At 51.7% G+C, this 26,897-nt stretch carries 26 protein-coding genes; 3 read left to right on the forward strand and 23 right to left on the reverse strand.

Annotated elements, in window-relative coordinates; genetic code table 11:
* Window positions 1-150: 150 nt before the first annotated feature.
* From ureG to urtA, 12 genes are all read right to left on the reverse strand, one after another.
* The gene (gene ureG / locus P6574_RS11900) at window positions 151-774 is read right to left on the reverse strand and encodes an urease accessory protein UreG (protein WP_310620497.1); all 624 of its coding nucleotides are present in this window, start codon (window positions 772-774) and stop codon (window positions 151-153) included.
* Entirely contained in the window at window positions 771-1,454 is a 684-nt protein-coding gene (locus tag P6574_RS11905) for an urease accessory protein UreF (protein ID WP_310620498.1), read from the reverse strand. Before P6574_RS11905 ends, ureG begins: the two co-directional genes overlap by 4 nt.
* Complete coding sequence (locus P6574_RS11910; protein WP_310620499.1) at window positions 1,447-1,917, reverse strand: urease accessory protein UreE; 471 nt, start codon at window positions 1,915-1,917, stop codon at window positions 1,447-1,449. Before P6574_RS11910 ends, P6574_RS11905 begins: the two co-directional genes overlap by 8 nt.
* Complete coding sequence (gene ureC / locus P6574_RS11915) at window positions 1,917-3,629, reverse strand: urease subunit alpha (RefSeq protein ID WP_310620500.1); 1,713 nt, start codon at window positions 3,627-3,629, stop codon at window positions 1,917-1,919. Before ureC ends, P6574_RS11910 begins: the two co-directional genes overlap by 1 nt.
* Window positions 3,630-3,631: 2 nt before the next feature.
* A complete protein-coding gene (locus P6574_RS11920; protein ID WP_310620501.1) occupies window positions 3,632-3,943 on the reverse strand; it encodes an urease subunit beta in 312 nt (103 codons plus the stop codon).
* 11 nt (window positions 3,944-3,954) lie between these two features.
* On the reverse strand, window positions 3,955-4,257 hold the full coding sequence (locus P6574_RS11925) for an urease subunit gamma (protein WP_310620502.1): 303 nt from the start codon (window positions 4,255-4,257) through the stop codon (window positions 3,955-3,957).
* A gap of 84 nt (window positions 4,258-4,341) precedes the next feature.
* Window positions 4,342-5,154 carry an urease accessory protein UreD gene (locus P6574_RS11930; protein ID WP_310620503.1) on the reverse strand — a complete coding sequence of 271 codons (813 nt, stop codon included), beginning with the start codon at window positions 5,152-5,154 and terminating at the stop codon, window positions 4,342-4,344.
* A gap of 34 nt (window positions 5,155-5,188) precedes the next feature.
* Window positions 5,189-5,890, reverse strand: coding sequence for an urea ABC transporter ATP-binding subunit UrtE (gene urtE, locus P6574_RS11935; protein WP_310620504.1), 702 nt, complete (start codon window positions 5,888-5,890; stop codon window positions 5,189-5,191).
* A 1-nt stretch (window position 5,891) separates the two neighbouring features.
* Window positions 5,892-6,653, reverse strand: coding sequence for an urea ABC transporter ATP-binding protein UrtD (gene urtD / locus P6574_RS11940; protein ID WP_310620505.1), 762 nt, complete (start codon window positions 6,651-6,653; stop codon window positions 5,892-5,894).
* Window positions 6,650-7,891 (reverse strand): urea ABC transporter permease subunit UrtC, encoded by a 1,242-nt coding sequence (gene urtC / locus P6574_RS11945; RefSeq protein ID WP_310620506.1) that lies wholly within the window; start codon window positions 7,889-7,891, stop codon window positions 6,650-6,652. Before urtC ends, urtD begins: the two co-directional genes overlap by 4 nt.
* The gene (gene urtB, locus P6574_RS11950; protein WP_405048096.1) at window positions 7,888-9,507 is read right to left on the reverse strand and encodes an urea ABC transporter permease subunit UrtB; all 1,620 of its coding nucleotides are present in this window, start codon (window positions 9,505-9,507) and stop codon (window positions 7,888-7,890) included. The genes urtC and urtB overlap by 4 nt, the downstream gene beginning before the upstream one ends.
* A gap of 68 nt (window positions 9,508-9,575) precedes the next feature.
* The gene (gene urtA, locus P6574_RS11955; protein WP_405048097.1) at window positions 9,576-10,877 is read right to left on the reverse strand and encodes an urea ABC transporter substrate-binding protein; all 1,302 of its coding nucleotides are present in this window, start codon (window positions 10,875-10,877) and stop codon (window positions 9,576-9,578) included.
* A gap of 425 nt (window positions 10,878-11,302) precedes the next feature.
* On the opposite strand from urtA, the gene P6574_RS11960 reads away from it, so the two are divergent.
* Window positions 11,303-12,835: an SLC13 family permease gene (locus P6574_RS11960; protein WP_310620507.1), complete on the forward strand. Its 1,533-nt coding sequence runs from the start codon at window positions 11,303-11,305 to the stop codon at window positions 12,833-12,835.
* A gap of 67 nt (window positions 12,836-12,902) precedes the next feature.
* On the opposite strand, the gene P6574_RS11965 is transcribed toward P6574_RS11960, so the two are convergent.
* The 3 genes from P6574_RS11965 to P6574_RS11975 form a co-directional block, all read right to left on the reverse strand.
* The gene (locus P6574_RS11965; protein WP_310620508.1) at window positions 12,903-14,015 is read right to left on the reverse strand and encodes an FAD-dependent oxidoreductase; all 1,113 of its coding nucleotides are present in this window, start codon (window positions 14,013-14,015) and stop codon (window positions 12,903-12,905) included.
* Window positions 14,016-14,178: 163 nt separating this feature from the next.
* A complete protein-coding gene (pntB, locus tag P6574_RS11970; RefSeq protein ID WP_310620509.1) occupies window positions 14,179-15,567 on the reverse strand; it encodes a Re/Si-specific NAD(P)(+) transhydrogenase subunit beta in 1,389 nt (462 codons plus the stop codon).
* Window positions 15,568-15,584: 17 nt separating this feature from the next.
* Window positions 15,585-17,153, reverse strand: a complete 1,569-nt coding sequence (locus P6574_RS11975; RefSeq protein ID WP_310622157.1) for a Re/Si-specific NAD(P)(+) transhydrogenase subunit alpha — start codon at window positions 17,151-17,153, stop codon at window positions 15,585-15,587.
* Window positions 17,154-17,758: 605 nt separating this feature from the next.
* On the opposite strand from P6574_RS11975, the gene P6574_RS11980 reads away from it, so the two are divergent.
* A complete protein-coding gene (locus tag P6574_RS11980; RefSeq protein WP_310620510.1) occupies window positions 17,759-19,981 on the forward strand; it encodes an esterase-like activity of phytase family protein in 2,223 nt (740 codons plus the stop codon).
* Between the two features lie 74 nt (window positions 19,982-20,055).
* Here P6574_RS11980 and P6574_RS11985 read toward each other — a convergent pair.
* From P6574_RS11985 to P6574_RS12015, 7 genes are all read right to left on the reverse strand, one after another.
* A protein-coding gene (locus P6574_RS11985; RefSeq protein WP_310619020.1) for an IS630 family transposase occupies window positions 20,056-21,014 on the reverse strand; the annotation gives its coding sequence in 2 pieces (ribosomal slippage) (window positions 20,056-20,670 and window positions 20,673-21,014; 957 coding nt in all).
* Between the two features lie 141 nt (window positions 21,015-21,155).
* The gene (locus P6574_RS11990; protein WP_310620511.1) at window positions 21,156-21,872 is read right to left on the reverse strand and encodes a MerR family transcriptional regulator; all 717 of its coding nucleotides are present in this window, start codon (window positions 21,870-21,872) and stop codon (window positions 21,156-21,158) included.
* 43 nt (window positions 21,873-21,915) lie between these two features.
* Window positions 21,916-22,224: an integration host factor subunit alpha gene (locus P6574_RS11995; RefSeq protein WP_310620512.1), complete on the reverse strand. Its 309-nt coding sequence runs from the start codon at window positions 22,222-22,224 to the stop codon at window positions 21,916-21,918.
* Between the two features lie 136 nt (window positions 22,225-22,360).
* Complete coding sequence (locus P6574_RS12000; RefSeq protein WP_310620513.1) at window positions 22,361-23,338, reverse strand: beta-ketoacyl-ACP synthase III; 978 nt, start codon at window positions 23,336-23,338, stop codon at window positions 22,361-22,363.
* 3 nt (window positions 23,339-23,341) lie between these two features.
* Window positions 23,342-24,400, reverse strand: coding sequence for a phosphate acyltransferase PlsX (plsX, locus tag P6574_RS12005; RefSeq protein ID WP_310620514.1), 1,059 nt, complete (start codon window positions 24,398-24,400; stop codon window positions 23,342-23,344).
* 146 nt (window positions 24,401-24,546) lie between these two features.
* Window positions 24,547-25,110 carry a YceD family protein gene (locus P6574_RS12010; RefSeq protein WP_310620515.1) on the reverse strand — a complete coding sequence of 188 codons (564 nt, stop codon included), beginning with the start codon at window positions 25,108-25,110 and terminating at the stop codon, window positions 24,547-24,549.
* On the reverse strand, window positions 25,097-25,723 hold the full coding sequence (locus P6574_RS12015) for a ubiquinol-cytochrome C chaperone family protein (RefSeq protein WP_310620516.1): 627 nt from the start codon (window positions 25,721-25,723) through the stop codon (window positions 25,097-25,099). The genes P6574_RS12010 and P6574_RS12015 overlap by 14 nt, the downstream gene beginning before the upstream one ends.
* 65 nt (window positions 25,724-25,788) lie before the next feature.
* Here P6574_RS12015 and P6574_RS12020 point away from each other — a divergent pair, with 65 nt between their 5' ends.
* The gene (locus P6574_RS12020; protein ID WP_310620517.1) at window positions 25,789-26,226 is read left to right on the forward strand and encodes an outer membrane protein assembly factor BamE; all 438 of its coding nucleotides are present in this window, start codon (window positions 25,789-25,791) and stop codon (window positions 26,224-26,226) included.
* Between the two features lie 149 nt (window positions 26,227-26,375).
* Here P6574_RS12020 and P6574_RS12025 read toward each other — a convergent pair whose 3' ends face one another.
* Complete coding sequence (locus P6574_RS12025) at window positions 26,376-26,786, reverse strand: winged helix-turn-helix transcriptional regulator (RefSeq protein WP_310620518.1); 411 nt, start codon at window positions 26,784-26,786, stop codon at window positions 26,376-26,378.
* Window positions 26,787-26,897 lie beyond the last annotated feature (111 nt).

Here is a 26,897-nt window from a genome sequence, read left to right on the forward strand (position 1 = left end):
CTGACTTTACAAGCGTTCACCGTGCAATCTGTGAGGAATTCCACTGAAATTGAAGAAATATAAACCTCTTGCCCCAGTTCTACACCGGCCCTGCCGCATTCCCCTCCTATCATCGCCACTAAATAGACACAAAGGATTCTTTTAGAACCCTTAGGCGGTGCGCGCTATCCCTCCGGTTTTCAGGATGAAGTCAATAACGGCGTTCAGCCCCCTGCCTCTCTTCAAGTCTGTAAACTCGAAGGGTTTTCCAGAGCGGGCCTGCTCTGCATCCCGCTTCATCACATCAAGATCGGCACCAACATGCGGCGCTAGATCAGATTTATTGATCACTAAGAAGTCGGAGCGAGAGATAGCCGGTCCGCCTTTGCGCGGAATTTCCTCTCCCTGACACACCGAGATCACATAGACTGAGAGGTCGGCTAGGTCCGGTGAAAAGGTGGCGGCAAGATTATCGCCCCCAGATTCGATCAGGACCATATCCAGATCGGGAAACCGCTGGTTCAAAGTGTCGATGGCTTGAAGATTGATGCTGGCGTCTTCCCTGATCGCCGTATGCGGGCAACCACCTGTTTCCACGCCTACAATGCGATCAGCGGAGAGTGCTTGAGAGCGCACCAGCGCTTCGGCATCTTCTTTTGTGTAAATATCATTGGTAACCACGGCGATGGAATAATCATCCCGCAACGCTTTGCAAAGCTGCTCTGTGAGTGTGGTTTTACCCGATCCAACGGGTCCGCCAATTCCAATGCGCAAGGGGCCGAATGATGCACTCATGATTTATAGATCCTGGTTCTTAGGAGTTCGTGGGCCATGCTGGCAATATCGGAAATAATCGCCGCCCCGCCCAGATCATCCAGTGTTTTGTCTTTAGTGTCCTGCACCAGCCTCGCAATTTTGGGCTCCAGCGCATGGAGAAGTTTAAGCCCCTCACTTTGGCCCAGCGGCATGTGGCGCACTAACATGGACACCAGATTGGCAATGAACGCTTGTACAAATGCCCCTGCTGCCGCCTCTAACGGTATGCCTTTGTGCGCCGTCACCACCCCCGCAGCAACGGGCAAAGCCACAGGCCCCGACGTTAAGAGAGGGGGAAGCTCGTCTATCCACGCTTCTGCCGCACTCAAAAATGCAGACCCTTGGAACGCGGTTTCCTGATAACGCTCTTTGCTGGGGGCCATGGCAAGGGCCAGATCATTGACCTGACGGACCTCCTCCCACTCCCCTTTTGAAGCCGCCCGCCATGTTTGGCAAAGCATGATCACATCATTGTGGCCGCTGCCGTGAAACAGCAACGCTTCCAGCCATGCCTCTGCCGATGTGCGCTCATGAACCTTTCCCAAATGCACAGCAGTTTCCAGCCCGTGACTATAGGAAAACGCACCGATGGGAAACGCTGGCGAAAGCCACGTTTGCAGTTGCAAGAGTGCATTGAGGGAGAGGCCCGTCTCACTCATGAGTATGCCCGTGGGCGTGGTGGTGGCCTTGCTTATGATAGGCCCCGCGAACCGGCGTGAATCGCTCTTCAACGGGATTCACTGCCGCGCCTAGGCCCTCCAGCATATCCTTGATCACATGATCGCGGACAATGAGAATACGAGCGGGCTCGATTTGCGCGGACAAATGCCGGTTTCCCAAGTGCCAGCACAGCTGCATGTGGTGCAGGGTGTCCTTTGCCTTCACTTCAAAAAGAGGTTCTACAACCGCTTCAATGCGGATACCTCTACCATCTTCAAGAACCAGTACATCTCCGTGCCCAAGCGCCGCCGCGTGTTCCAGTTCCACCAGCACTTCTTCCCCGCTTTGCGCGATCAGAACTTTGCGGCGCAAGTGACGTTCATGGGAGGCCAGTTCCATTGAGGCGATGACTTTCAAGCCATGCGCCTCCTCCGCTCGTTTATAGTCTCGTGATACATGCATCAGAACAAGAAGTACCTTTGTGCCATGGGAACCACATCCGCCGGTTCACAGGTGAGCAACTCGCCATCGGCCCGCACTTCATAGGTTTCCGGATCCACCTCCATATGCGGCATGGCATTGTTATGGATCATGGAAGCCTTGGAAATGCCGGAGCGGGTGTTGGAGACCGCCACCATTTGCTTTTCAACCCCGAGCTTTGCAGCAAGGCCGTCATTCAAAGCTGCGTTGCTGACAAATGTCACCGACGAGTTTGAAACGCTCTTGCCGTATGCGCCAAACATGGGACGGTAATGCACGGGTTGGGGTGTGGGGATCGAGGCATTGGGATCGCCCATCACGGCCGTTGCAATGGTGCCGCCCACCAGAACCATATCCGGTTTCACGCCAAAGAATGCCGGAGACCACAATACCAGATCAGCCCGTTTACCCACTTCAATGGAGCCGATTTCCTTGGAAAGGCCGTGAGCAATAGCAGGGTTGATGGTGTACTTGGCAATGTAGCGTTTCACCCGCTCATTGTCATTGTCACCCGTCTCGCTCGGTAAAGCGCCGCGCTGGCGTTTCATCTTGTCTGCTGTCTGCCAAGTGCGGATAAGCACCTCGCCCACACGGCCCATGGCCTGACTGTCGGAGGAGATGATGGAAAACGCCCCCATGTCATGCAAAATGTCTTCCGCCGCAATGGTTTCCTTACGGATACGGCTTTCTGCAAAGGCTATGTCCTCTGGAATGTCAGCGTCCAGATGGTGGCAAACCATGAGCATATCCAAGTGCTCGGCAACCGTGTTGTTGGTGTAAGGACGTGTTGGGTTGGTGGAAGATGGCAGGACGTTGGAGAGCCCGCAAATCTTGATGATGTCCGGCGCATGGCCGCCCCCTGCTCCTTCAGTATGGAAGGAATGGATGGTGCGCCCTGCAAAAGCCTCTATGGTGTTTTCAACGAAACCGCTTTCATTGAGCGTATCCGTGTGGATCATCACCTGAACATCATGCTGGTCGGCAACGCGCAAGCACGTATCAATGGCCGAGGGGGTCGTCCCCCAATCTTCATGGAGCTTCAACGCGCTAGCCCCGCCCAGCACCATTTCTTCAAGTGCTTTTGGATGGGATGCATTTCCCTTGCCAGCGAATGCCAAATTCATGGGGAATGCATCTGCGGCCTGAATCATGCGGCCAATGTGCCACGGGCCCGGTGTGCAGGTTGTGGCCAAAGTGCCGTGGGCTGGGCCGGTGCCGCCGCCAAGCATGGTGGTTATGCCCGAAGTGAGAGCTTCTTCAATTTGCTGCGGGCAGATGTAATGGATATGGGCATCCATGCCGCCAGCTGTGAGAATTTTGCCCTCAGCTGCAATTGCCTCTGTTCCCGGCCCGATGACGATGTTCACGTCGTCCTGCGTATCTGGATTTCCAGCCTTACCGATGGCGGCAATGCGCCCATCCCGCAAGCCCACATCAGCCTTAAAAATGCCCGTGTGGTCCACGATCAGTGCGTTGGTGATGACTGTATCAACTGCGCCATCTGCCCTTGAGAACTGGCTTTGCCCCATGCCATCGCGAATGACTTTGCCGCCACCAAATTTCACTTCTTCCCCGTAGTGGGTCAGGTCGTGTTCTACCTCAATAAAAAGTTCGGTGTCGGCAAGGCGTACTTTGTCGCCCACGGTGGGGCCGAACATGTGAGCGTAAGCTGCCCGTGAAATGTTTTTCGCCATGTTTACCCCTCCACCTTGTCAAGATGTTTAATCTGGAAACCTGTGATGTTTCGCGTGCCGCCAAAGGGGATCAAGGTCACTTCCCGCGCTTGCCCCGGTTCAAACCGCACAGCAGTTCCCGCGGCAATATCCAGCCGCATCCCCTCTGCTTTTTCACGGTCAAACTGCAAAGCACCATTTACCTCAAAGAAGTGATAGTGACTGCCCACCTGCACGGGCCTGTCGCCACAGTTGGCAACGGTGAGTACCAGAGTTTTGCTGCCCTTGTTGAGCTCAATATCGCCAGAGGCGGTAATAACTTCACCTGGAATCATGGTTGGCCTTCCTAGCGAATGGGTTCATGAACTGTGACCAGCTTTACGCCGTCGGGAAATGTGGCTTCCACCTGAATGTCGTGGATCATCTCCGGCACGCCTTCCATCACCTGATCTCTGGTGATCACATGGGCACCGGCTTCCATGAGGTCTGCAACCGTGCGCCCATCGCGCGCGCCTTCCACGACAAAGTCTGTAATGATGGCAATCGCTTCGGGGTGGTTCAGCTTCACACCGCGCTCCAGGCGGTTACGGGAGACAATGGCCGCCATGGCAATAAGCAGCTTGTCTTTTTCTCTTGGCGTTAAATTCATTCTTACTCCTAAAGCACAATTTATAAAAACTGCGCTCAATCATGCAGTTATGCGATGAAGCCTTTCGGCAAATTTTCTCAGCTTTTAAGAATTCCAAAGTTTGGGCAAGGGCGTGCCACCACGCATTGCTTGCAGGAAAGGAACAAGACTTCGCCGGAGGGATATACCGTCTGCAGCCGCCAGTCGCGCCGTCGTTTTTCCGTTAAACACGCTCACGCCAAACGAGAGATCTGGTGCCTTGGGTTTTATGCTTGAAAGAAGCGTTTCCATCTGCTCATCGTCTTCAGGCCCTACATAAAGAACCGAGGCGAATGCACGGGCGCCATCAAGTACGGCTGCCTTGCCGGAACTTTCATAGATCGCTCCCCCCAAATCCAGATCTTCCCCATGGATCAACCGCTCGCCCTTAAATATCCGCCAGCGATCCTTCAAAGAGCCCTGCTCCACGGTCTCCCCCATAGCTTGCCTTCCCAAAAGAAAGGCTTCAACAGCCAGAAAGCGGGCGCTCGGGTGCATATAGACGCTCAACTCTCGCTTGAGAGCGGAATTGTTATAGGCGATGGTTTCCTGTGGCAGCCAGTGAAGGTCTGCCCCCTCGCCCACTTTAAGAACGGTGGAGACAGTTGCCACGCCGCCGTTGGATTTATAAAGCTTCTCACAGGCCTGCGTGGTCACATCCACACAGGTGTTATCGCCTGCCTCCAGCTGCCAGTGCAGCGCATCCCCTCCGGTAATTCCACCGCTGGTATTGATGAGTACGGCCTCTGCCCGCTCGCCATAGACTCTCGGAAAACGGATCTTTGCCGCCCCTTCTTGATAAAGACCATCCAGACGCGAAATACCGCTGCGCTCATCCCATTTGAACGAGGCTCGCCCGTTGCCATAGGTGCGCTGCATTTTGGAATATCCTAAAGGTGCGCTCTGGCCCTCCTCAAACTGTAAGGTATTTGCGTACATCATCCCGGTCCAAATCTTCTGCTGGCCCCTCGTGCACCACTTCGCCGCGATCCAGAATATAAACCTGATCCGCCAGTTCACGGCAAAAATCCAGATATTGCTCGACCAGCAAGATAGACAGGCCAGTTTCATCGCGAAGGTAGCGAATAGCCCTGCCGATATCCTTGATGATGGAAGGCTGAATACCTTCGGTCGGCTCATCTAGTACAAGGAGGCGTGGTTTTGTGACCAAGGCCCGCCCGATAGCAAGCTGCTGTTGCTGCCCGCCAGACAGGTCTCCGCCGCGCCGTCCCAGCATATCTTTTAGTACGGGAAACAGCGTATATACCTCTTCCGGTATTACTCGCTCCTTCCGTTTAAGGCAAGCATATCCTGTTTCCAGATTCTCTTTGACTGTGAGCAGAGGAAAGATTTCACGGCCTTGCGGAACGTAAGCTATACCTTGGGTTGCACGATTATAGGCGGGCGTTGCCTTGAGCGGCTTTCCATCCACGCAAATTTGCCCCGAAGAGATCGCGTGGTGGCCGGTGATCGCTCGCAAAACGGAGGTTTTACCCACGCCGTTTCTGCCCAGAACACAGGTAATTTCCCCCGCCTTTGCCTCCAGCGAGACCCCGCGCAGCGCTTGAGCTGCCCCATAGTACAGGTCAACATTTTCAACGTTGAGTGTGAGCATGTTATCTCCCCAAATAACTTTCAATGACCTTTTCATCAGAAGAAACGAAATCCAGCGTTCCTTCAGAAAGCACCGAGCCTTCTGCAAGGCAGGTGACTTTCACATCCAGATCACGAATAAAGCTCATGTCGTGTTCAACCACGATGACCGAATGCTTTTCAGCCAATCTTCGCAGCAGTTTAGCGGTCTCCACCGTTTCAGCGTCCGTCATGCCCGCCACCGGCTCGTCCACCAGCAAAAGCTTGGGGTTCTGCGCCAAAAGCATGCCGATTTCCAGCCACTGTTTTTGCCCGTGGGAAAGGTCAGAGGCCAATTCTGAACGCCGATGGGAAAGCCGAATGGTCTCCAGAATTTCATCAATCTTGTCACGGTCACTCCCGCTCAAGCTCGAGAACAGAGTAGCAAAGACGCCCCTTGGACGATCGAGGGAGAGAACAAGATTGTCCTCCACGCTGTGGCTTTCAAAAACAGTGGGCTTTTGAAATTTGCGGCCAATGCCAAGGCGGGCAATGTCCGCCTCATCATGTTTGGTAAGATCAATGTCCCCGTCAAAGAACACAGCTCCTTCATCAGGGCGGGTTTTGCCGGTGATGATGTCCATCATGGTGGTTTTGCCCGCGCCATTTGGGCCAATGATGGCCCGCATCTCGCCCTTCTCCACCACGAGGGAGAGGTTGTTGATGGCCTTGAACCCGTCAAAGCTGACGGACACACCATCAAGATAAAGAAGGGGGTTTCTGTCCTTCAAACCTTTCACGCTCATCCTGCTGCCTCCTTCTTGGGTTGGTCTACTGAGACTTGCGAAGGAGAGGCCGGATCAAGGGAAACCGTCTCCGCCACGGCAACACCCGTTCCGGCCTCTGGCTGCACCCTTCCACCATCGGTGGAAGGTGCAGAGTTCCGTTTTGTCATCAGCTTAGTTTTGAGGGAAGCAAACACGCCCACAATACCTTTGGGCATAAACAAGGTCACCAGCACGAACAGCGCCCCCAGCATAAACAGCCAGAACTCTGGAAAAGCTGCGGTGAAATAGCTCTTACCGCCATTGACCAGAAGTGCACCGATGATGGGGCCAACAAGAGTTCCCCGCCCGCCGACGGCGGTCCAGATCACCACTTCGATGGAATTGGCCGGAGCAAATTCACCGGGGTTGATGATACCCACCTGCGGCACATAAAGCGCGCCTGCAAGCCCCGCGATCATGGCGGACACCACAAAGGCAAACAGCTTCACATGCTCCACTTTGTAGCCGATAAAACGGGTGCGGCTTTCCGCATCGCGAACCGCCACCAGCACCTTGCCCAGCGTGGAGCGGGTGATAGACGAACACAGCAGGAAGGTGAGCGCCAGCGCTATGGCGGAGGCTGAAAACAATGCTGCCCGCGTGCCCCCGCTTTGCAGGGAAAAGCCCAGAATGTCTTTAAAGTCCGTCAGGCCATTGTTGCCGCCAAAGCCCATGTCGTTTCTGAAAAACGCCAGCAACAGAGCGTAGGTCATGGCCTGCGTGATGATGGAAAGGTAAACTCCCGTCACCCGCGAGCGGAAGGCAAACCAGCCGAACACGAACGCAAGGCATCCGGGCACAAACAGCACCATGAGGGCCGCAAACCAGAACTGGTCAAATCCGTACCAGAACCACGGCAGCTCTTCCCAATTGAGGAAAACCATGAAATCCGGCAGGACGGGGTTGGCATAAACGCCGCGCGATCCAATCTGGCGCATGAGGTACATGCCCATGGCATAGCCACCAAGCGCGAAGAATGCTCCGTGGCCGAGCGAGAGAATGCCGCAGTACCCCCAGACCAAATCCAGCGCCAAGGCCAGCATGGCATAGGTGAGGTATTTGCCGAGCAAGCCCACCATATAATCTGGAATATGGAAAGGGTGGTCCACCGGCAGCACAAGATTGGCAAAAGGCACAAACACCGCTGCAAGGCACAACAGGCCCACTACCCAAAGCGCTTTGCCATCCAAAGCTTTATAAAGATAGGAGGAGATCATTGCTCAACGGCCCTCCCTTTTTGGGCAAACAGGCCACGTGGTCTTTTTTGGATAAACAATACAATGAACACCAGTGTGAGAATTTTGGCCAAAACCGCACCCGAATAGGGCTCTAGGAACTTGTTGGCCACACCCAAAGTAAAGGCGCCCACAAGTGTGCCCCAAAGGTTTCCAACACCGCCAAACACCACCACCATGAAACTGTCGATGATGTAGGTCTGGCCTAAGTTGGGTGAAACATTGGAGATTTGCGAAAGTGCAACGCCCGCCATACCCGCAATGCCCGAGCCAAGAGCGAATGTGAAGGCATCCACCCACGGGGTGCGAATGCCCATAGACGAGGCCATCGCCCTGTTCTGGGTCACAGCGCGCATTTTGAGGCCAAAGAAAGAGCGTCTCAGAACGAACAGCAGAACCGCGAACACCACCAGCGAGAACGCCATGATCCAGAGGCGGTTGGCGGTGAGCGAAAGCCCGCCCAGTTCAAACGCACCGGACATCCAATCGGGGTTGCCCACTTCCTTGTTGGTTGGACCAAAAATGGACCGCACGCTTTGTTGCAGCACTAGGGAAACACCCCATGTAGCCAGCAGCGTTTCCAAAGGCCTGCCATAAAGAAAGCGGATAATGCCCCGCTCCATGATGAGACCCACAGCGCCCGCAACGAGAAAGGCAAGTGGCAGGGCCAGTGCCAAAGAGTAGTTGAAGGCTTCAGGATAAAATGTACGGATCAGCTCCTGCACCACATAGGTGGTGTACGCCCCCAGCATCACCATTTCCCCATGAGCCATATTGATGACACCCATCACGCCGAAGGTGATGGCAAGGCCAATGGCCGCAAGCAGGAGGACAGAGCCTAGTGACAGGCCGTACCACACATTTTGCAGGCTGTTCCAGAACGCGATGTTCTTTTCAATTTTTGTAATTGCTGCAAGGGCGGCTTGCTTTTGGGCACCTTCCGCCTTTGCCTCGAAACTGTTCAAGGCGCCAAGGGCTTCCTGTGTGCCCTCGTCTTTCAAGCTTTGGATCGCCGCAAGGATTACATCTTCCTCTTGCGAGGCGCCTTTAAGCACCATAGAGGCACCCGCAATAACGAGAGCTTGGCGGACGTCCTTTGAGGTTTCCTCAGCCAAGGCCTTGGCCACCAGCTCATAATTGTCCGGGTTTGCACCTTTGCCAAGGGCCTGAGCAGCGGTGAAGCGCAATGCTTCATCTGGGCTGAACAAGGTCAACTCGGCCATAGCTCCGCGCAGCATACGGCGCAGCTTGTTGTTGACCTTGACCTTTTTATAGGTCTTCTTGGAGAACGCCTCTTGTGTGGCAGCGCCTGAGAGCGGGTCCAACAGGACCGTTGTGTCTCCCTGCTCCTTGACCTGATAAACCTTGCCCGATTTACGGTTATAATAAAGTGTTCCCTCTGTCAGGGCTTGGAACACTGGAACAAGACGCGGGTCTTTCGTTTTCAGAAGGGCTTCGACCTGCCCTGCCCTATCTTTAATTTTTCCGGTCGACAATGCATCAATCATTTCAGGCAGGCTTTGCGCTGCCCTACCGGAGGTTATTCCGGCAGAAAAAAGCACTGTCACGGCAACTATGAAGCGGAGAAAAATTTTCATAGAAAACTCGACAGTTTTAAGATGGAAAGTCCGGCGGGCCATGCCACCCGCCAGACCATTTGAAATGACTAATTGGTAGAAATTCCACCACCACATTTGGAGGTTTCAACATTGAAGTTGCCGCACTCCATGGGCTTACGCCAATCGGAAATTAGCTTTGCAGATTCAGGCAGATAGTCGGACCACGCATCACCTGCTACAAGACCATCGGTTTCAGCCACAATATCAAACTGGCCATCCTCCTGGATCTCGCCAATCAGCACCGGCTTGGTGATGTGGTGGTTCGGCATCATGGTAGAATAGCCGCCAGAAAGGTTTGGCACAGACACGCCAACGATTTCATCAATCACACTGTCCACGTCTGTGGTGCCAGCCTTTTCAACGGCCTTCACCCACATGTTAAAGCCGATGAAATGCGCTTCCATAGGATCGTTGGTGACCCGCTCGTCATCTTTAACAAAAGCGCGCCATGTATCGATGAAATCGGCATTAATGTCGGTATCGACGGACTGGAAATAGTTCCAAGCTGCCAAGTGGCCCACAAGCGGCTCTGCATCCAGCCCTGCCAGCTCTTCTTCACCTACAGAGAAGGCGACAACGGGAATATCTTCAGCGGAAACGCCTTGGTTGCCCAGCTCCTTATAGAAAGGCACATTAGCATCGCCATTGATGGTGGAAACCACAGCGGTTTTCTTGCCCGATGAACCGAAGGCCTTGATGTCAGAGACAATTGTCTGCCAGTCACTATGCCCGAACGGGGTGTAGTTGATCATGATATCTTCAGCAGCAACGCCTTTAGACTGAAGGTAAGCCTCCAAAATCTTGTTGGTTGTGCGCGGATAAACATAGTCGGTGCCCGCCAGAACCCAGCGTTCCACCTCTTCGTTTTCAAGCAGATAATCTACCGCCGGAATGGCCTGCTGGTTTGGGGATGCACCTGTGTAGAATACATTACGCTGGCTTTCTTCCCCTTCATATTGAACGGGATAGAACAGAATGCCGTTCAGCTCTTCAAAAACAGGAAGGACGGATTTACGCGAAACCGACGTCCAGTTTCCAAACACCGCATCCACTTCGTGAACAGCCAGAAGCTCACGGGCTTTTTCCGCAAACAGCGGCCAGTTGGAGGCGGGATCGACCACCACAGGCTCCAGCTTTTTGCCTAGAAGACCACCCTTCTCATTCTGCTCTTCAATGAGCATGAGCATTGCATCTTTCAAAGTGGTTTCTGAAATTGCCATTGTACCGGACAGGGAATGAAGGATGCCGACTTTGATCGTCTCTTCAGCTGCCGCACCTCCAGCAAGTACCGTACCTGCCATAAGTCCTACCGAGACACCAAGTCCTTTAACCGCTGCTGAAATTTTCACGTCACCCTCCTGTCATTCAATAAATTCCTCGAATTAGATTGCAAGGGGTGTGCCAGTTGAGAAATTTTGCCGAAAAGTTTCGTTAAAACATTGATAAAGCTAATGATTTAAAGTTGAGCCAGAACGGAGTGCACAAAAAATTCGCATTACAATATGCTCAAAATATGCGCAACTAAAAGTAGATAAACTGATTAGTTTGTAATCATTGCAGTCATAATTCCAAGTTGTAGCTGGCAGGAAATGCGGCTTTCCAGCTCTGTTCGCAGCCATTTTTTTTCCCAGGACTATGCGGAGAAAAATACAGAGTCTATTCACCCAATCTCTACAGTGAGCCCCATCACAGCACTGTTTTAATTGAGATTGCCGCACCTGTTCACCTTTCTGCAAGTAGCTCCATAAAAACTGGAGAAAATCAGAGGAGCCACATGCCCGGCGAGTATCAGGAGAGAAACCGATCGCAGTGGATTGGCCTTTTTGTCGGGCCAATCCTGTTTTTTGGTGTGCTTTGTATGCCTGTGGACCCGCAAATGGTTCCAATCAGAAACATGTCGGCTCTTGCTCTGTTCATGGGGGTTTACTGGTTCACCGAAGCTATCCCTCTTGCCATGACAGCCCTTCTCCCCTTCGCCCTCTATCCGATCCTTGGGATCATGTCCGCCGCAGAGGCTGCCCAGCAGTATTTCAACACCATTGTGTTTTTATTCATCGGCGGATTTTTGATTGCTCTGGCTATGGAGCAATGGGGCCTGCATAAGCGCATCGCCCTTATTATTATCCGCTCCATTGGCGGCCATCCCGACAGGATCATATTGGGGTTTATTCTATGTTCAGGCTTCCTGTCCATGTGGATCACAAATACAGCAACAACCCTCTTACTGCTCCCCATTGGTCTTTCAATGGTCTACAAACTGGAGGAGAAATTTGGAAAAGAGGCGATCAAGCCGTTTACAATCGCCTTGATGCTGGCGATAGCCTATGCCGCTTCCGTTGGCGGCATGGCCACATTGATTGGCTCCACCCCGAACCTCGCCTTCCTCAGTATTTATGAGAAAAACTATCCCAACGCCCCTGCCTTCGCCTTTGCTGACTGGATTTTGATGGCACTTCCCATTGCGGTGGTCATGCTAGCCTTTATCTGGCTCATACTGGTGAAACTGTTGTTTCCTACAGGAAAAGGGATCAGCCTGACCCGTGAAGAGATCGATCAGGATTATCTCAAGCTGGGAAAGTGCTCCCCCGAAGAGTGGTGGGTACTCGCCATTTTCTCGATCACAGCGCTCTTGTGGGTTACACGCAGGGATCTGGAGTTTGGATTTGCAACATTGAAAGGCTGGGCAGAGGCTTTTCCTGTCATAGCACTAATAAATGATGCCACGGTCGCTGTTTTAATGGCCTCTATCCTCTTCATTGTGCCAACCAGATCAAAACCAGCAAGAAGGATTAGCGCTACCCTCTTGGATTCCAACTGCTTTTCAAAATTGCCATGGGGCGTGATTATTCTGTTTGGCGGAGGGTTCGCCCTTGCCGAAGGTTTTTCTGTCACCGGTCTTGCGGACTATTTGGGGGATCATCTGGCCATTTTGAGCAAACTGCCAAACATTGCAATTATCATTGTAATTTGCATTGCTATGACTTTGCTTACGGAAATTACATCAAACACAGCAACCACCTTGGTCATGCTGCCAATTCTTGTGGGCCTGAGCTCGTCCATCAATGTAAACCCGATCCTCCTCATGCTCCCCACAACTTTTGCTGCCTCCTACGCTTTTATGATGCCGGTTGCCACACCTCCCAACGCTGTTATTTTTGGGAGCGGCAGGTTGAAGATCAGCCATTTCATCAGGGCCGGTATTTTAATGAATGTAGTCGGAATTTTGACAATTACACTGGCCGTTTACTTTCTGGCGGGCCCCATGCTGGGAGCAGACATTCACACCCGTCCATCATGGGCTCAGTAAATTCGTCAAGGAGGGTAAGAGGACGTCTATTTCCTTAAGGTAAGGGAATCCTATTGCCATACTGCAACTAAACTTTCCATTTATCTCCCAAATACAACGGTTCTGGCTTATTGGACATTCGGATAGGGTCTTCACTAGCCTTTTTGAAGCGGCTAGAACTGAAAACGCGGAGTGGTTCCGGCATCATATTTCGAGCCAGTCCCTCAATAACCAGCTTGGCAAGAGCGGGTGAGAATTTGAAGCCATGGCCTGACAAACCACCAATAACCCACTTCTTGGGTGCAAGGCGGTCTATAACATAATTTCCGTCTAAGCTGTTGGTATAATAACAGCCATGGCTTTGCTTATGTGCCAAGCCTGCCCCTGTCACTGAACACAAAGCTTTGGAAATTTCCTCTATATGTTCGCGGGAACAGCTCCGCTCACAAACACCCGGAGCCATGGGGATATCCAGATAATTATGCCAGCCAACCTTCATAGTATCAGGCCCAGTTGGAATTCCGTAGAGCATACGTCCGTCACGCCCCTCAATAATAATGATTTTATTAAAAATTTTAATAGGGGTGTCGTAGGAAAAATAGTGGCAATACACACGAGTGCTTGTGAGAGTTTCTTTATATTCGGGCCAATCTGCTAGCCAAGGTCCACAGCAATATATAGTTGGAATATTGTGATCATCTTCGACTTCGAACTGGCTGTTCTCTAGAAGATCTACTCCCGCATTCAAACAAAATTGTTTAAGAGCATTAATGGCGACGTTCGCCAGAATTACACAGGCCCGATCTTCCAGAACTATTTTGGCTTTCTCCCCGCCTCTTATATGAAACTGCAAAGGAGAAAAACAATGTGCCGGTATATTGAATGCCTTAACAGCAGCTTTTACACCTTTGATAAGTGGTCCAGCTTCGTTCCCTAGGTAATAGGCACCCACTTCATCAATAACCTTTTCACCACTAACGTGTTCCAGCCATTTCCAAAGATCAAGCGATGTACGGGCTAACTGGACATACTCCAGTCCCTCCCAATAGGCACTGCGGAAAATGCGGCTATCTCCATGACTGGAGCCCAGATCATGACCTGTGGTAAACTGTTCAACTATTTGAGGGCGAAAACCTGCCTTAACCGCCTCAGTTGCGACCCAAAGCCCAACAATACCTCCGCCAATGATTCTCAGATTCATGGGGTGTTCCGCTATGTGTTTCTATAATTCCGTCTCTGGCAATAGCAAAATAAATAGTATCGTAGGACCTGAAAATCTCTTAAATGTACTTAGGTCCGTACCAATAAAAGAGGCCCCGCCAAATCCTAGGCGGGGCCTCTAATTTTCACTAGGGATGCTAAACTTAGTCGATTAGCTGGAGCAGCTTGTCGATGGAGCCTTTGGCATCGCCGTAGTACATCTTGGAGTTCTCTTTATAGAACAGCGGGTTTTCGATACCGGAGTAACCGGTGCCCTGACCGCGCTTGGAGATGAACACGTTCTTGGCTTTCCAAACTTCCAGCACCGGCATACCGGCGATTGGGGAGTTTGGATCTTCCTGTGCTGCCGGGTTCACGATGTCGTTGGCACCGATGATAATCACAACGTCCGTTTCTGGGAAATCGTCGTTGATCTCATCCATTTCCAGAACGATATCGTAGGGAACCTTCGCTTCAGCCAGCAGAACGTTCATGTGTCCGGGCAAGCGGCCAGCAACCGGATGGATTGCAAAGCGAACGTCTTTACCCTTGGCACGAAGACGTTTGGTCAGCTCGGAAACGGATTGCTGTGCCTGCGCAACAGCCATGCCGTAGCCCGGAACAATCACGATACTATCGGCATCGTGCAACGCTTCAGAAACATAGTCACTGTCCGTTGGAACCATTTCCCCTTCGATCTCTTGTGCTGGACCGGAGGTGTTGCCAAAGCCGCCCAGAATAACCGAGAGGAAGTGGCGGTTCATAGCCTTACACATGATGTAGGAAAGGATCGCACCGGAAGAGCCTACAAGAGCACCTGTCACGATGAGCAGATCGTTGCCAAGCAGGAAGCCTGTTGCCGCAGCTGCCCAGCCCGAATAGGAGTTGAGCATGGAAACCACAACCGGCATATCCGCGCCGCCAATGGCCATAACCATGTGAACACCGATCACAAACGCGATCAAGGTCATCAGGTAAAGCGTCCAGGATCCAGCATGGTTCATATACATGACCAGAAGGATAAGAGAGACGATTACCATAGCCGCATTGAGCAGGTGACGACCGGGCAGGATCAGGGCTTTACCGCCAATGCTTCCAGCCAGCTTGCCATAGGCAATGATGGAACCTGTGAAGGTAATCGCACCGATGAACACGCCGAGGAAGATTTCCACTTCGTGAATAACCTGAGCAGCGCCAACAAGGCCCTCAGGCGGATTGATGTCGGAGTTGATGCCGATGAAAACAGCAGCCAGACCCACGAAGGAGTGCAGCGCCGCCACAAGCTGCGGCATGCCCGTCATTTCAACGCGCTGCGCCACAATGACACCGATAACCGCGCCAACCACAATGGTGATGATCAAAACAGTGACAACTGCGCCGCTGCCAAGATTAACACCAGTGCCCAAAATGGTGGCGAGCACAGCAATAGCCATACCGACAATACCGAACCATACGGCTCGCTTGGCGCTTTCTTGATTGGAAAGTCCGCCAAGAGACAGAATGAACAGGACGGTGGCCGCAATATAAGCGGCGGTTTGAAGTCCGATAGACATAGTTCTTCGCTCCCCGCTTAAGACTTGTTGAACATCTGGAGCATACGGCGTGTCACCATGAAGCCCCCGACAATGTTAATGGTTGCAATGAGCACCGAAATGCCAGCCAAGATCATGACGATCCAACTTGGCGATCCCAGCTGCAGCAAGGCGCCCAGAATGATAATGCCGGAAATGGCATTGGTGACCGCCATCAGCGGTGTGTGCAAGGAGTGGGCAACGCCCCAGATAACCTGAAAGCCCACGAACACAGCCAGAACAAACACGATGAAGTGCTGCATGAAGTCAGCCGGCGCATACATGCCGATAAGACCCATCACAACTGCGCCGGTGGCCAGAAGGCCAAACTGGCGACGGCCTGCCGCTTTATGGGCAGCTGCTTCTTCCGCGGCCAGCTCTTCGGCAGTCTTTTCAGGTGCCTTTGGCTTTTGCGCGGCAATGGCTGCAATCTTTGGCGGAGGTGGCGGGAATGTAACCGCCCCTTCGTGCGTCACGGTCGCACCGCGGATCACATCATCTTCCATGTTGACGTTTGGCTGACCGTCTTTTTCAGGGGTCAGGTCGTCCATCATATGGCGGATGTTGGTCGCATAAAGCGTCGAGGACTGTGCGGCCATGCGGGACGGGAAGTCGGTGTAGCCGATAATGGTCACGCCATTATCAGTGACAACTTTTTCGTCCTGTTTGGTCAGTTTACAGTTCCCGCCTTTTTCAGCGGCAAGATCCACTATCACCGAACCGGCTTTCATGGACTGAACCATGTCCTCGGTCCACAGTTCCGGCGCCTCACGGCCCGGAATCAGCGCAGTGGTGATAACAATGTCCACCTCTGGAGCCAGTTCGCGGAATTTGGCAAGCTGCGCCTCGCGGAACTCTGGCGAAGAAACGGAGGCATATCCGCCCGAAGACGCGCCGTCCTGCTGCTCTTCTTCAAAGTCCAGATAGACGAACTCCGCCCCCATGGATTCGACCTGCTCAGCCACTTCCGGGCGAACGTCAAATGCAAGAGTGATGGCACCAAGAGAAGTAGAGGCGCCAATGGCTGCAAGACCTGCAACACCTGCACCCACAACAAGAACTTTCGCAGGCGGTACCTTACCGGCAGCAGTGATCTGACCTGTAAAGAAGCGTGGGAAATTGTTACCCGCTTCGATGACAGCACGATAACCGCCAATGTTCGCCATGGAGGACAGTGCGTCCATTTTCTGCGCTCGGGAGATGCGCGGCACCATGTCCATTGCCAGAACAGTGACGTTCTTGTCAGCAAACTTCTTTAACAGCTCTTCATTTTGAGCAGGCCAGAAGAAGGAAACTAGAATCTGTCCGGAACGAGAAAGCGCCAGTTCACTTTCTTCTGGCGGACGGACTTTGGCAACAATATCCGCAGTTTCCCATAGGGCTTTCGCATCGGCGACAACCTTAACACCCGCAGCGGCATAGTCCTCATCGGAGAAGTTAGCAGCACTACCGGCACCACTTTCAACTACGCACTCATACCCTAATTTTGCCAATTGCTTGGCACTCTCAGGCGTCAGAGCAACGCGCTGTTCCCCTTCAAGGACCTCCTTTGGAGCTCCTATAATCATGGTCATTCCTTTTTTCCGGCTCCTCACCTGAACACATCAAACAAGGGCCTAGCCTAAATACGCCGGGGTAGAATTCCCAATACCCCTAAAATTGTTCGGTCAGCCATAACAACCAAGTTATAATAGCCAAACAAATCTCAATGGCATAACTCGACACATACCACCCCGAATTGTCAATTGAGACATGCTCATTCGGGTAGGTAGTTTTAGTTGATCCACAAAATATAACAGGAAATCAAAGCGGGAATACTTCGACTTTAAGCTGAATTACGCATGTATTAGTTCATAGCGCCGCAAGAAATTAAAAACTAAAAATTCTAGAGAGAGTAGAAATATAGGTCCTTCACCTGACCATTACGTCACAAAAGCGTTGCGCGGGGACTATCTACCGCACCTACACTTTAGGCCTACTACGAACTATCTAACAGTTGAACTCAACAAACTTTAGGGGAGAAAAAAAATCAAGGCCAACAAAGTCATGGTAACCCAGTCCAGCCCCGTCACGTAGCTTCCCAGTCATATAAGTTTCAAAATTCTGTCATCGGGCCTCCATATGCCACCGCTAGCGTCAGCGCGTTTTTCGGCTTTCCCAATGGAGTTCTTGAATGCGAAAACAATATATCACGCTTTCCAGCGCAGTTACATTTACGGCTCTGGCGCTGAGCAGTACCTCGGTTACGCTCGCTGCCGACCAGCTTTATTTCGAGCGTGTCGCCACCTACCCCGTTTATAAAACTCTGGAGGAAAGCGCGCAGCTGGACACCAAGACATCTGCCGAGATCATTGCCGCAACTGATGATGAGAAAACACTGGTTTTCACCGATAGCCCCGCGCACGCGCTGGTTTTCCTTGGCATTGATGACATCTACCAGCCATCTCCCAAAGGGCGCGTTGCCTTGAGCGGTGAGCCCACCTCAGTCGCGGTTGCCGGAGGCTATGCCTATGTGGGCGTAAATACCTCCCAAAGTTACACTCAGCCTTCCGGTCACCTTGCTATTGTCGACGTGAAGACACTGGCAATAACAGGCCAATGTGACCTTGGGGGGCAGCCGGATTCCGTTGCCCTTTCGCCAGACCGCAAGTTTCTCACTGTGGCCATTGAGAACGAGCGGGATGAGGATTTGAATGAGGGCGTTATTCCGCAAGCTCCAGCCGGTTACCTTGCGTCCTTTGATCTGGATACAAATGGGCAACTGCAAAACTGCGATAGCGTTCGTCGCACAAGTTTGAGCGGGTTGGCACACGTGGCCCCTTCCGACCCTGAAGCCGAATTTGTTTCCATTAACAACGACAATACCGTAGTGGTAACGCTGCAGGAAAACAACCATCTGGCGCTCGTAGACTTAAAAACTGGTAGGGTGCAAAACCATTTTCCAGCCGGACACGCGTCTGCTATGAATATCCCCGTTAGAAAAGCGAAAATGAGTGATGCCTCTGGCTCCATTAACTCAATCGCCCGTGAACCCGACGCGGTAGCCTGGATCGACGACGAACGTTTTGTTACGGCCAATGAGGGCGATTACAAGGGTGGTTCCCGTGGTTTCACCATCTGGAATAAAAAAGGCGACGTCCTTTTTGACAGCGGTGGCAGCATGGAACATTTGGCCATGTCATACGGGCACTATCCAGCCAAACGCGCTCACAAGAAGGGTGTTGAGCCGGAAGGTGTCGCAACAGGTAAGTTCGGCGAACAGACATATATTTTTGTCAACTCCGAGCGCGGCAACTTCGTCGCCGTTTATAAGGATACGGGCAGCACGCCGGAGTTTGTCCAGTTCCTCCCCACCCATATTGCCCCAGAGGGCTTGCTGGCTCTGCCAAAGCGCGGCCTATTCGTCGTTGCAAATGAGGGCGAGTCCCTTGAGGACAATGTCCGCTCACACCTGAGCCTTTATCAGTTCGGGGCCAAGACCCCTTTTTACCCCCATCTTGTCTCTGACATGGATGACCGCACCAACGCGCCCATAGGCTGGGGTGCCCTCTCGGGCCTTACCGCCAGCAAGCAAGACCCGAACATTTTGTATGCAGTTTCAGACAGCTTTTATGATGAAGCCCGCATCTTAAAAATTGACAGGTCTCATAGCCCCGCAAAAATTATAGAGTACATCACTCTTCCCTCGCCCGCTGATTTGGACTTGGAAGGTATTGCCCTAAGCACCAATGGCGGCTTTTGGCTGGCCAGCGAAGGCAATGCGAAAGACCGCCCTCCTCTTCTTCTGGAGGTTGCAAGTGACGGATCCATTCTTAAAGAAGTCCAACTACCTCAATCTCTTCTTGAGGTGCAAAGTTCCTATTCCTTGGAAGGTGTGGCGGAGTTCAGCTACAACGGGCAAACCAAAGTCGCTGTCGCTTTCCAGCGGGAATGGAAGGACGATCAAAAAGGGCTTGTTAAGCTGGGCTTTTATACCCTAGAAGACAACAGCTGGGCATTTGCCCACTACCCACTTGATACGCCCGCCAGCAAAGCAGGAGGCTGGGTTGGTCTTTCTGAAATTATTTCACTTGGAAATAACCGCCTCGCACTTCTTGAAAGAGACAACAAAGGCGGTCAGGCAGCGGCAATCAAACAGATCACCACAGTCTCCCTTGATGGTATCGATCTTATGCCCCATGGGCAAAAGCTTCCCGTCCTCAAGAAGAATGTCGTTGTGGACCTGCTTCCCGCGCTGTCCCGCAGCAACGGCTGGACACCTGATAAGGTTGAAGGCATGGCACGCACCATAGACGGCGCCGTGATCATCATAACGGACAATGACGGGGTAGATGATGCATCAGGGGAAACCCAGTTCATCAATCTTGGGCCAGCCGACCAGCTTGGCCTGAAATAAAAAAAGCTGCCCGTGATCTGGAATATCACGGGCAGCCATTGATTATAAGCGCTTTAACCTATAGTCTTGAGCCTTTATACTGAAACATATCCAGCTGCCTTGAAGTAATTCCAACACTCTTGGGGTGTGAACAGATCGCATATGTCACCCAGAGCCTTTATCAAGGTCTCAAAGGTTCTGGCTTTCATTCTGCGTAGGTGTGCTTTGAGCTTGGAAAACGCCATTTCGATAGGATTGAGATCAGGAGAATAGGGCGGCAGAAAAAGGAACCAACACCCGCTTTGTCTGAGGGCCCTTGCGGCTTCTGGAACTTTGTGTGTGGACAGGTTATCCAGAATGACCACCGTTTTAGGGTGCAAGCATGGAGCCAGTTGTGTCGTGATATAAGTGGTGAATGCCTTGCCATTCATGGCCCCGTCCAGAACCCAGGGCGCAATGAGTCCCTCGTGGGTCAAACCGGCGATAAAGGTCTGGTTCTGCCAGCGTCCAAACGGCGCTGTGTCAAGGGCTCGTTCCCCTTTAAAGGCTCGGCCTCGCAGCCGGGTTAAATTCGTTTTAACACTGGTTTCATCGAGAAACACCAGTCTCTCAGGCAGATCACGCATTATAGGCTGACGGGTGTGGCGCCATTCATCTCTGGCATTTTGTACATGGAGTTTGCCACGCTCGGTTGCCACCAACGATTTTTTTTATAGGTGTAGCCAAGACGGCGCAAAGCCTTGGAGACGGAAGTATGGTGAACCCTCACTCCCTCAGCCATGAAAAGTGCATCACATAACTCCATCAACGTGATATCTCCGTCTTGATTGACCAGCTCGCGCAAGAAGGAGAGGTAGGGCTCCAATTTTCCGCCTCCCTTTGGGCGCCCTGTCCTGACCGGGATTAAACTCTGCCCCTCCCGAACTTTACGGGCCAAGCGAGATCCTGATGCTGGAGAGATCAGCAGGCGGCGTGCTGCTTCACGCCCGCTCATCCCGGATAAAATGAGCCTTTTAAAGCGAAGGCGTAAATCAAGTGAAAGTGGCCGGCCCATGTGATCTCCTCCCTAAAAGGAGTGAATCACAAATCAACCTGATTGGGAATCCCCAATCGATTCAGCGTTGCGCCTCATTGCTTTAATGTTTTTAAAGCAAAAACCGGTGCCAACTTTACGGCGGCACACTTTAAGGCGTCTCTATCGTGCCTGATCCAGCATGCGCTTGCACTCCAAAAGCTCAAAGAGCGTTGCCTGAAGGCTACGCACCTCGTCTTTTGAAAGGCCGCTCTCCTCATTGGTAGGAACAACGATCTTTTCATTGCCGCGCAAGCGGTCCATGATCCGAAACGGACCGGATGATTGGCTTTGCTGGGCAGTTGGCGCATCATCAGGCAGCACCCCCTCCGGCAAAGCGTCCGGGTCGCCCTGAACGGTTTCATAGTCATTCTCGGCCAGCTGGGTTTCCATTGCAGCAGCTACAGCGGAAAGATCTTCAGCTTCCAGCTCAAGATGGCCGCCCTCCTCACCGACGTGCGCATTCATCACGCCCGCTTGGGTCATAGTTTCACTGCCGTAGTCCTCGTCCTCCATAGACGAATCGTCGGAGGACACTCCGGCAACCCCTTTTGGCAAGGTAGGCATGACTCCGTTGGACGCCGACATCACGAATTTTACGCCCTGTTCACGCAAAATTCGTTGTACACCCTTGATCGTATATCCTTCACCATAAAGAAGGTGACGAATGCCTTTCAATAGCTCGACGTCATCCGGGCGATAGTAACGCCGACCACCGCCGCGCTTGAGAGGGCTGATCTGTGTAAATCTGGTTTCCCAAAATCGCAACACATGCTGGGGAAGGTCCAGATCACTGGCCACTTCACTAATCGTACGGAAAGCGTCTTGGCTCTTTGTCACTGGAAATAACTTGCCTAATATCTATGTAATTTGGAAAAGTGCCTTACGCACCCTCGACAAGGGCGTCATTAATGCGTTGTTTCAAAACATTACTTGGTTTGAAGACCATAACGCGGCGAGGAGAAATGGGAACCTCTTCACCTGTCTTCGGGTTCCGTCCAATACGCTCGCCTTTTGAACGAACAACAAATGAACCAAAAGAGGACAGCTTTACAGTGTCCCCTTTCACAAGACTTTCAGAAATCTCACCAAGAACCTTTTCCACCAGCTCAGCTGATTCTGTTCTTGAAAGACCGACCTTCTGATAGACAGCTTCGCACAAATCTGCGCGTGTGATAGTACGATTACCCATTTCACACTCCATTTAGAGAGCTTCATTCCAAAGAAATAAGGATTATTCTCAAGGAGATACGGTATTCACTTAAAGCTTTTCGGTCAACAGGCAATTGCAATCTTATGTCAACATTAAATTGTTGATGCCCAGTTTACTACCAACGTAGCAGCACTGCCCCCCATGTGAATCCGCCGCCCATGGCTTCCAGCATAACCAGATCACCTTTTTTGACCTTACCTTCACGTACAACACTATCTAGTGCCAGGGGAATCGATGCTGCAGACGTATTTCCGTGTTTTCCAACCGTCTTGACAACTTTTTCAGGAGCGATACCCAATTTTCTGGCGGAAGCATCAATAATGCGCTCATTGGCCTGATGGGGAACAAACCAGTCCAAATCCTGCGCGCTGGTGCCAGTCGCCTCGAATGCGGATATGATCACATCTGTCACCATACCTACAGCATGTTTGAAAACTTCGCGGCCTTGCATGCGAATCTTACCGGTGGTCTGGGTAGAAGACGGCCCGCCATCCACATAGAGTTTTTCTTTGTGGCGGCCATCGGAACGCAGCTGGCATGTCAAAATGCCACTTTCATTGATCTCCGGCTTGCCTTCCTGCGCTTCCATAACAATGGCGCCGGCGCCGTCACCAAACAGCACGCAGGTGGTCCGGTCTTCCCAGTCCAGAAGGCGGGAGAACGTTTCGGCTCCAATTACAAGCGCGCGCTTTGCCAAGCCGCCACGCAAATACGCATCGGCAGTTGTAACCGCATAAACAAAGCCGGAACACACTGCCTGCACATCAAACGCCGCGCCATGAGTAATACCAAGGCCGGCTTGAACAGTTACTGCGGAGGCCGGGAAAGTATTGTCCGGTGTAGCCGTGGCCAGAATGATCAAATCAATACTGGATGCCTCTACGCCCGCATTCTCCAAAGCAGCTTTTGCGGCTTTAAGAGCCAGATCGGAAGTGACCTCATTGTCAGCGGCAATATAACGCTGATGGATGCCGCTACGTTGTACGATCCATTCGTCAGAAGTATCTACAATCTCTTCCAGCTTCTTGTTTGGTACGACCTTTTCCGGCAGGTAGCTACCAGATCCCAAAACAACAGAACGAAGTTCACTCACGTGTTAACCTTCCGCACTTTCTCCAGTTTGACCAAAGCGACCACGATGGTAATCGCCCAAATCCTCGGAGATTTTCTTTATAAGTTTATTCTTTGCCATATCATGAGCAAGCTCGACAGCAGAGGCAAAACCTTCTGCATCTGTGCCACCATGGCTTTTTATCACAATACCATTAAGACCAAGAAAGACACCGCCGTTCACTTTACGCGGGTCCATTTTTGCCCGAAGCCTGTCAAATGCTCCACGTGCAAACAGATAGCCAATTTTCGCCATCAACGTCCGGCTCATGGCAGCACGCAGATACCCTGCAAGCTGTTTTGCAGTACCCTCAGCCGATTTTAGTGCGATATTTCCGGCAAAACCTTCCGTAACAACAACGTCAACAGTTCCTTTGCCGATGTCATCACCTTCAACGAAGCCGGTATACATCATGTTGGGCGGAGAAAGTTCGCGCAGCATTTTGCCTGCGGTCCGGACTTCCTCTACACCCTTAACCTCTTCAACACCAATATTTAAAAGTCCAACGGTTGGCTGTTTAACCCCTTGCAAGGAGCGAGCCATGGCCCCACCAAGAATTGCAAAATCAATCAGTTGCTGAGCGTCCGCGCCAACAGTAGCACCAACATCCAGAACAATTGATTCCCCGCGCATTGTCGGCCAGATCGCTGCAAGCGCCGGACGCTCCACACCAGACATCATCCGTAGACAGAACTTGGCCATAGCCATAAGCGCGCCGGTATTTCCGGCGGAGACCGCCACGTCCGCATCCCCTGCCTTCACCGCAGCAATGGCTTGCCACATGGACGACTTTCCACGTCCCTTGCGCAGCGCCTTGCTGGGCTTTTCATCCATTTCAATGGAAACATCTGTATGAATGATACTGCTTGCAGCTTTCAGGCGTGGATATTTTTCCAGCCCCGCAGTGATCTGGGTTGAATCGCCGAAAAGTAAGAACTCAATATTCGGGCACCGTTCCAAGACAAGGTCAGCACCGGGCAGCACTGTTTCCAATCCATTGTCACCGCCCATTGCATCCAAAGATATTTTTATTGTTTCAGACATTCCTGATCAAACCTTGTTCCAGCTGGTCCGCAGCCCCACTGTTAGATACGGTAGAGATATCTAACCGGTATAAATATAAAAAGCGAAAGTGAAGATATAGGTTTCCAATACTCAATCAACCGCAGATAAGCATCTCTTTTGACCCTTTAACGGTTTTCACCTTTTTTCAGGGCTGCAAGTGCTGCGAATGGCGAGGGTTTTTCCTCCACCTCTTCTTCATCCTGTTGCTGATAGATCTCGTCGACCTTGGCCTTTTGAGAGCGGGGAAATGGATCCAGCACTAGTGCGAACTGTTCGCAGATAAGTGCACCTAGGTCAATTGTACTGCCTTCAAAGACATCTGGTGGGTCCTTGGCATCCATATCCAGATCAATTTCAAGAGTTTCCTCTTCATTGCGCTTTGGCCTGCGCCCTTGTGCAGGTGCATAGGTGCGCTCAAACTCGTCAGCAATCTTGGTTTGCATGGTTTCCAGTGTCACAACGCATTTCTGCCGTGCTTTGGCTTTGAAGCTTCCCTCAACAGCCGCGCCATTTTTTCTCCATGGCCGGATATGCAACTGGGCCCTAAGGCTTTCAAGTTCCACCAGATCATAGAGTTTGGCCATTTTGACCAGATCTTCAGGCCCCAGTTCCAATGTCACATCGTGAGCCGAATTACCCAAGCGCGTTACATCAAACAAAAAGCTGTAGGGGTATTCACTGTTCGCCATTGCCAACACCTTCCTCGACTGCATTCCATTTAACTTCAACCCAGTCAAACTCATTTTTGAGAATGCACTCGGTCTTTGTTTCGTTTAACTTTAGTAGTGTTGCGTGCATGTATTCGACCAAACGGTCTGCCGCAAGCCCCCCATCTGCCGTGAAAAGAAAATTGCGGGCAAAGGCCTGAGCCAATTGCCCGTTATCCCCCTCCTCCAACGCTCGCGAATAGGTTGTAGAACGACCATAAAAAGATTCGCTCATTTTCCGTATTCGCCGCCGGACACCTTCATCTCCAATACCGGCCTCCCGCAAGCTTTGGTCCATATCAACAAAAAAGAGGTCAAAAACCTTTTGGGCCACTTCGCCCGCCTGTTTGTTTTCATGCCGCAGACGGTGGAACAGGCAAAAAGCGTGGAACACTATCATTTCAAAGCGCCCTTCGGCGGTATCAGGCACACCAAAGCTTTGATAGAAGACAGGTTGACGGGCCTGAGAAACGATATCACGATAAATTTCGTGGACTGCAAAATTGCCTCGTCTGCGTAAAAAGCCAAAGAACATGGCACCTCTTTTTGCGATACGGAGTTGCGTTGTGCCCTCTAAAAGGCTAGGCACAAACATATGGGAAGAAATTAAACCGCTTGCAATGGGGCTTTGTGCATCTGCAAGCCAATGGGATATTCTGAATGTTTGCTTTTGCGCGCCGTACAGCGTTCCTTTTTTGTTTATCGTTGCCGCTTGGTGGCTGTTTTACACAGACAATCAATCATGGTCACGTAATTTCTCCAGAAACTCTGGAAGAAATTCATGTGGGATCAAGCCGTGAACAAGTAGAGCTTTTGTTGGGCTCCCCTTCTACAACCTCAGATTTTGATGGAGAAGCCTACTACTACATCTCCCAGAAAAAGGAGACAGTGGCGTTTCTTGAACCGCAAATCGTGGATCAGCGCGTAGTTGCCGTCTATTTCGACAAAGAAGGCTTCGTGAAGTCCTTGGCGAACTATGGGTATGAAGATGGCCGGGTTGTTGATTACTTGAACCGTAAGACAAGAACCGGTGGTTCCGACTACAGCTTCCTCTCGCAAATCCTAAGAGGCGCGCAGAAACCTTCGTTCAGCCTCTAATCAAGAGTAGCGGCTTGTTGCTGTAACGCATCAAGCCAAATAGCTTGTGCAAGTGTGACATACAAAATCCCGCCTTAATTCCGGCGGGATTTTTTTTATGCGATCGCTTGCACCTCAAGAAAGGCTGCCTCTTGGCACTGCAGCGCCAATCAAGCAGTTCTTTTTACAAGCCTCACATCTTCCCAGGCAATAAGGTGCCCTTGCGAGTCAACAGGATGAAGACGCAGCCAGTCTCCTGAACCCGTACTTTGAATATCCACGGGTGATGGGGCGTGTAACGCATGTTTTTCCCCCCACTCTTTTAGCGCAATCATAACAGGCGCAAGTTCCCGCCCCTTTTGCGTTAATCCGTAGGCGGCGCGCTTTCTGGTTCCCGGCTCCTGATATTCGAAACGCTCCATAAGTCCACTTTCGATCATGCGCTTGAGACGGTCGGTCAATACGGATTTGGGAATATTCAAGTCCTGTAAAATATCATCGAACCTTTGAACCCCATAAAAGGCTTCTCTAAGTATCAGGAGGACCCAGCGGTCCCCCAGAGTATCTACGGCTGTTGCCATGGGGCACTCTTCTTTAGGTACCCATGCTCTTTTGCGTATGCACTGCGGCTTATCTGAGTTTGACATACAGACATAGATATTCTAATTTTATCTAGGTTCAAAATAAAGACT

This window comes from Pseudovibrio sp. M1P-2-3 (genome assembly GCF_031501865.1).
GTDB lineage: Bacteria > Pseudomonadota > Alphaproteobacteria > Rhizobiales > Stappiaceae > Pseudovibrio > Pseudovibrio corallicola.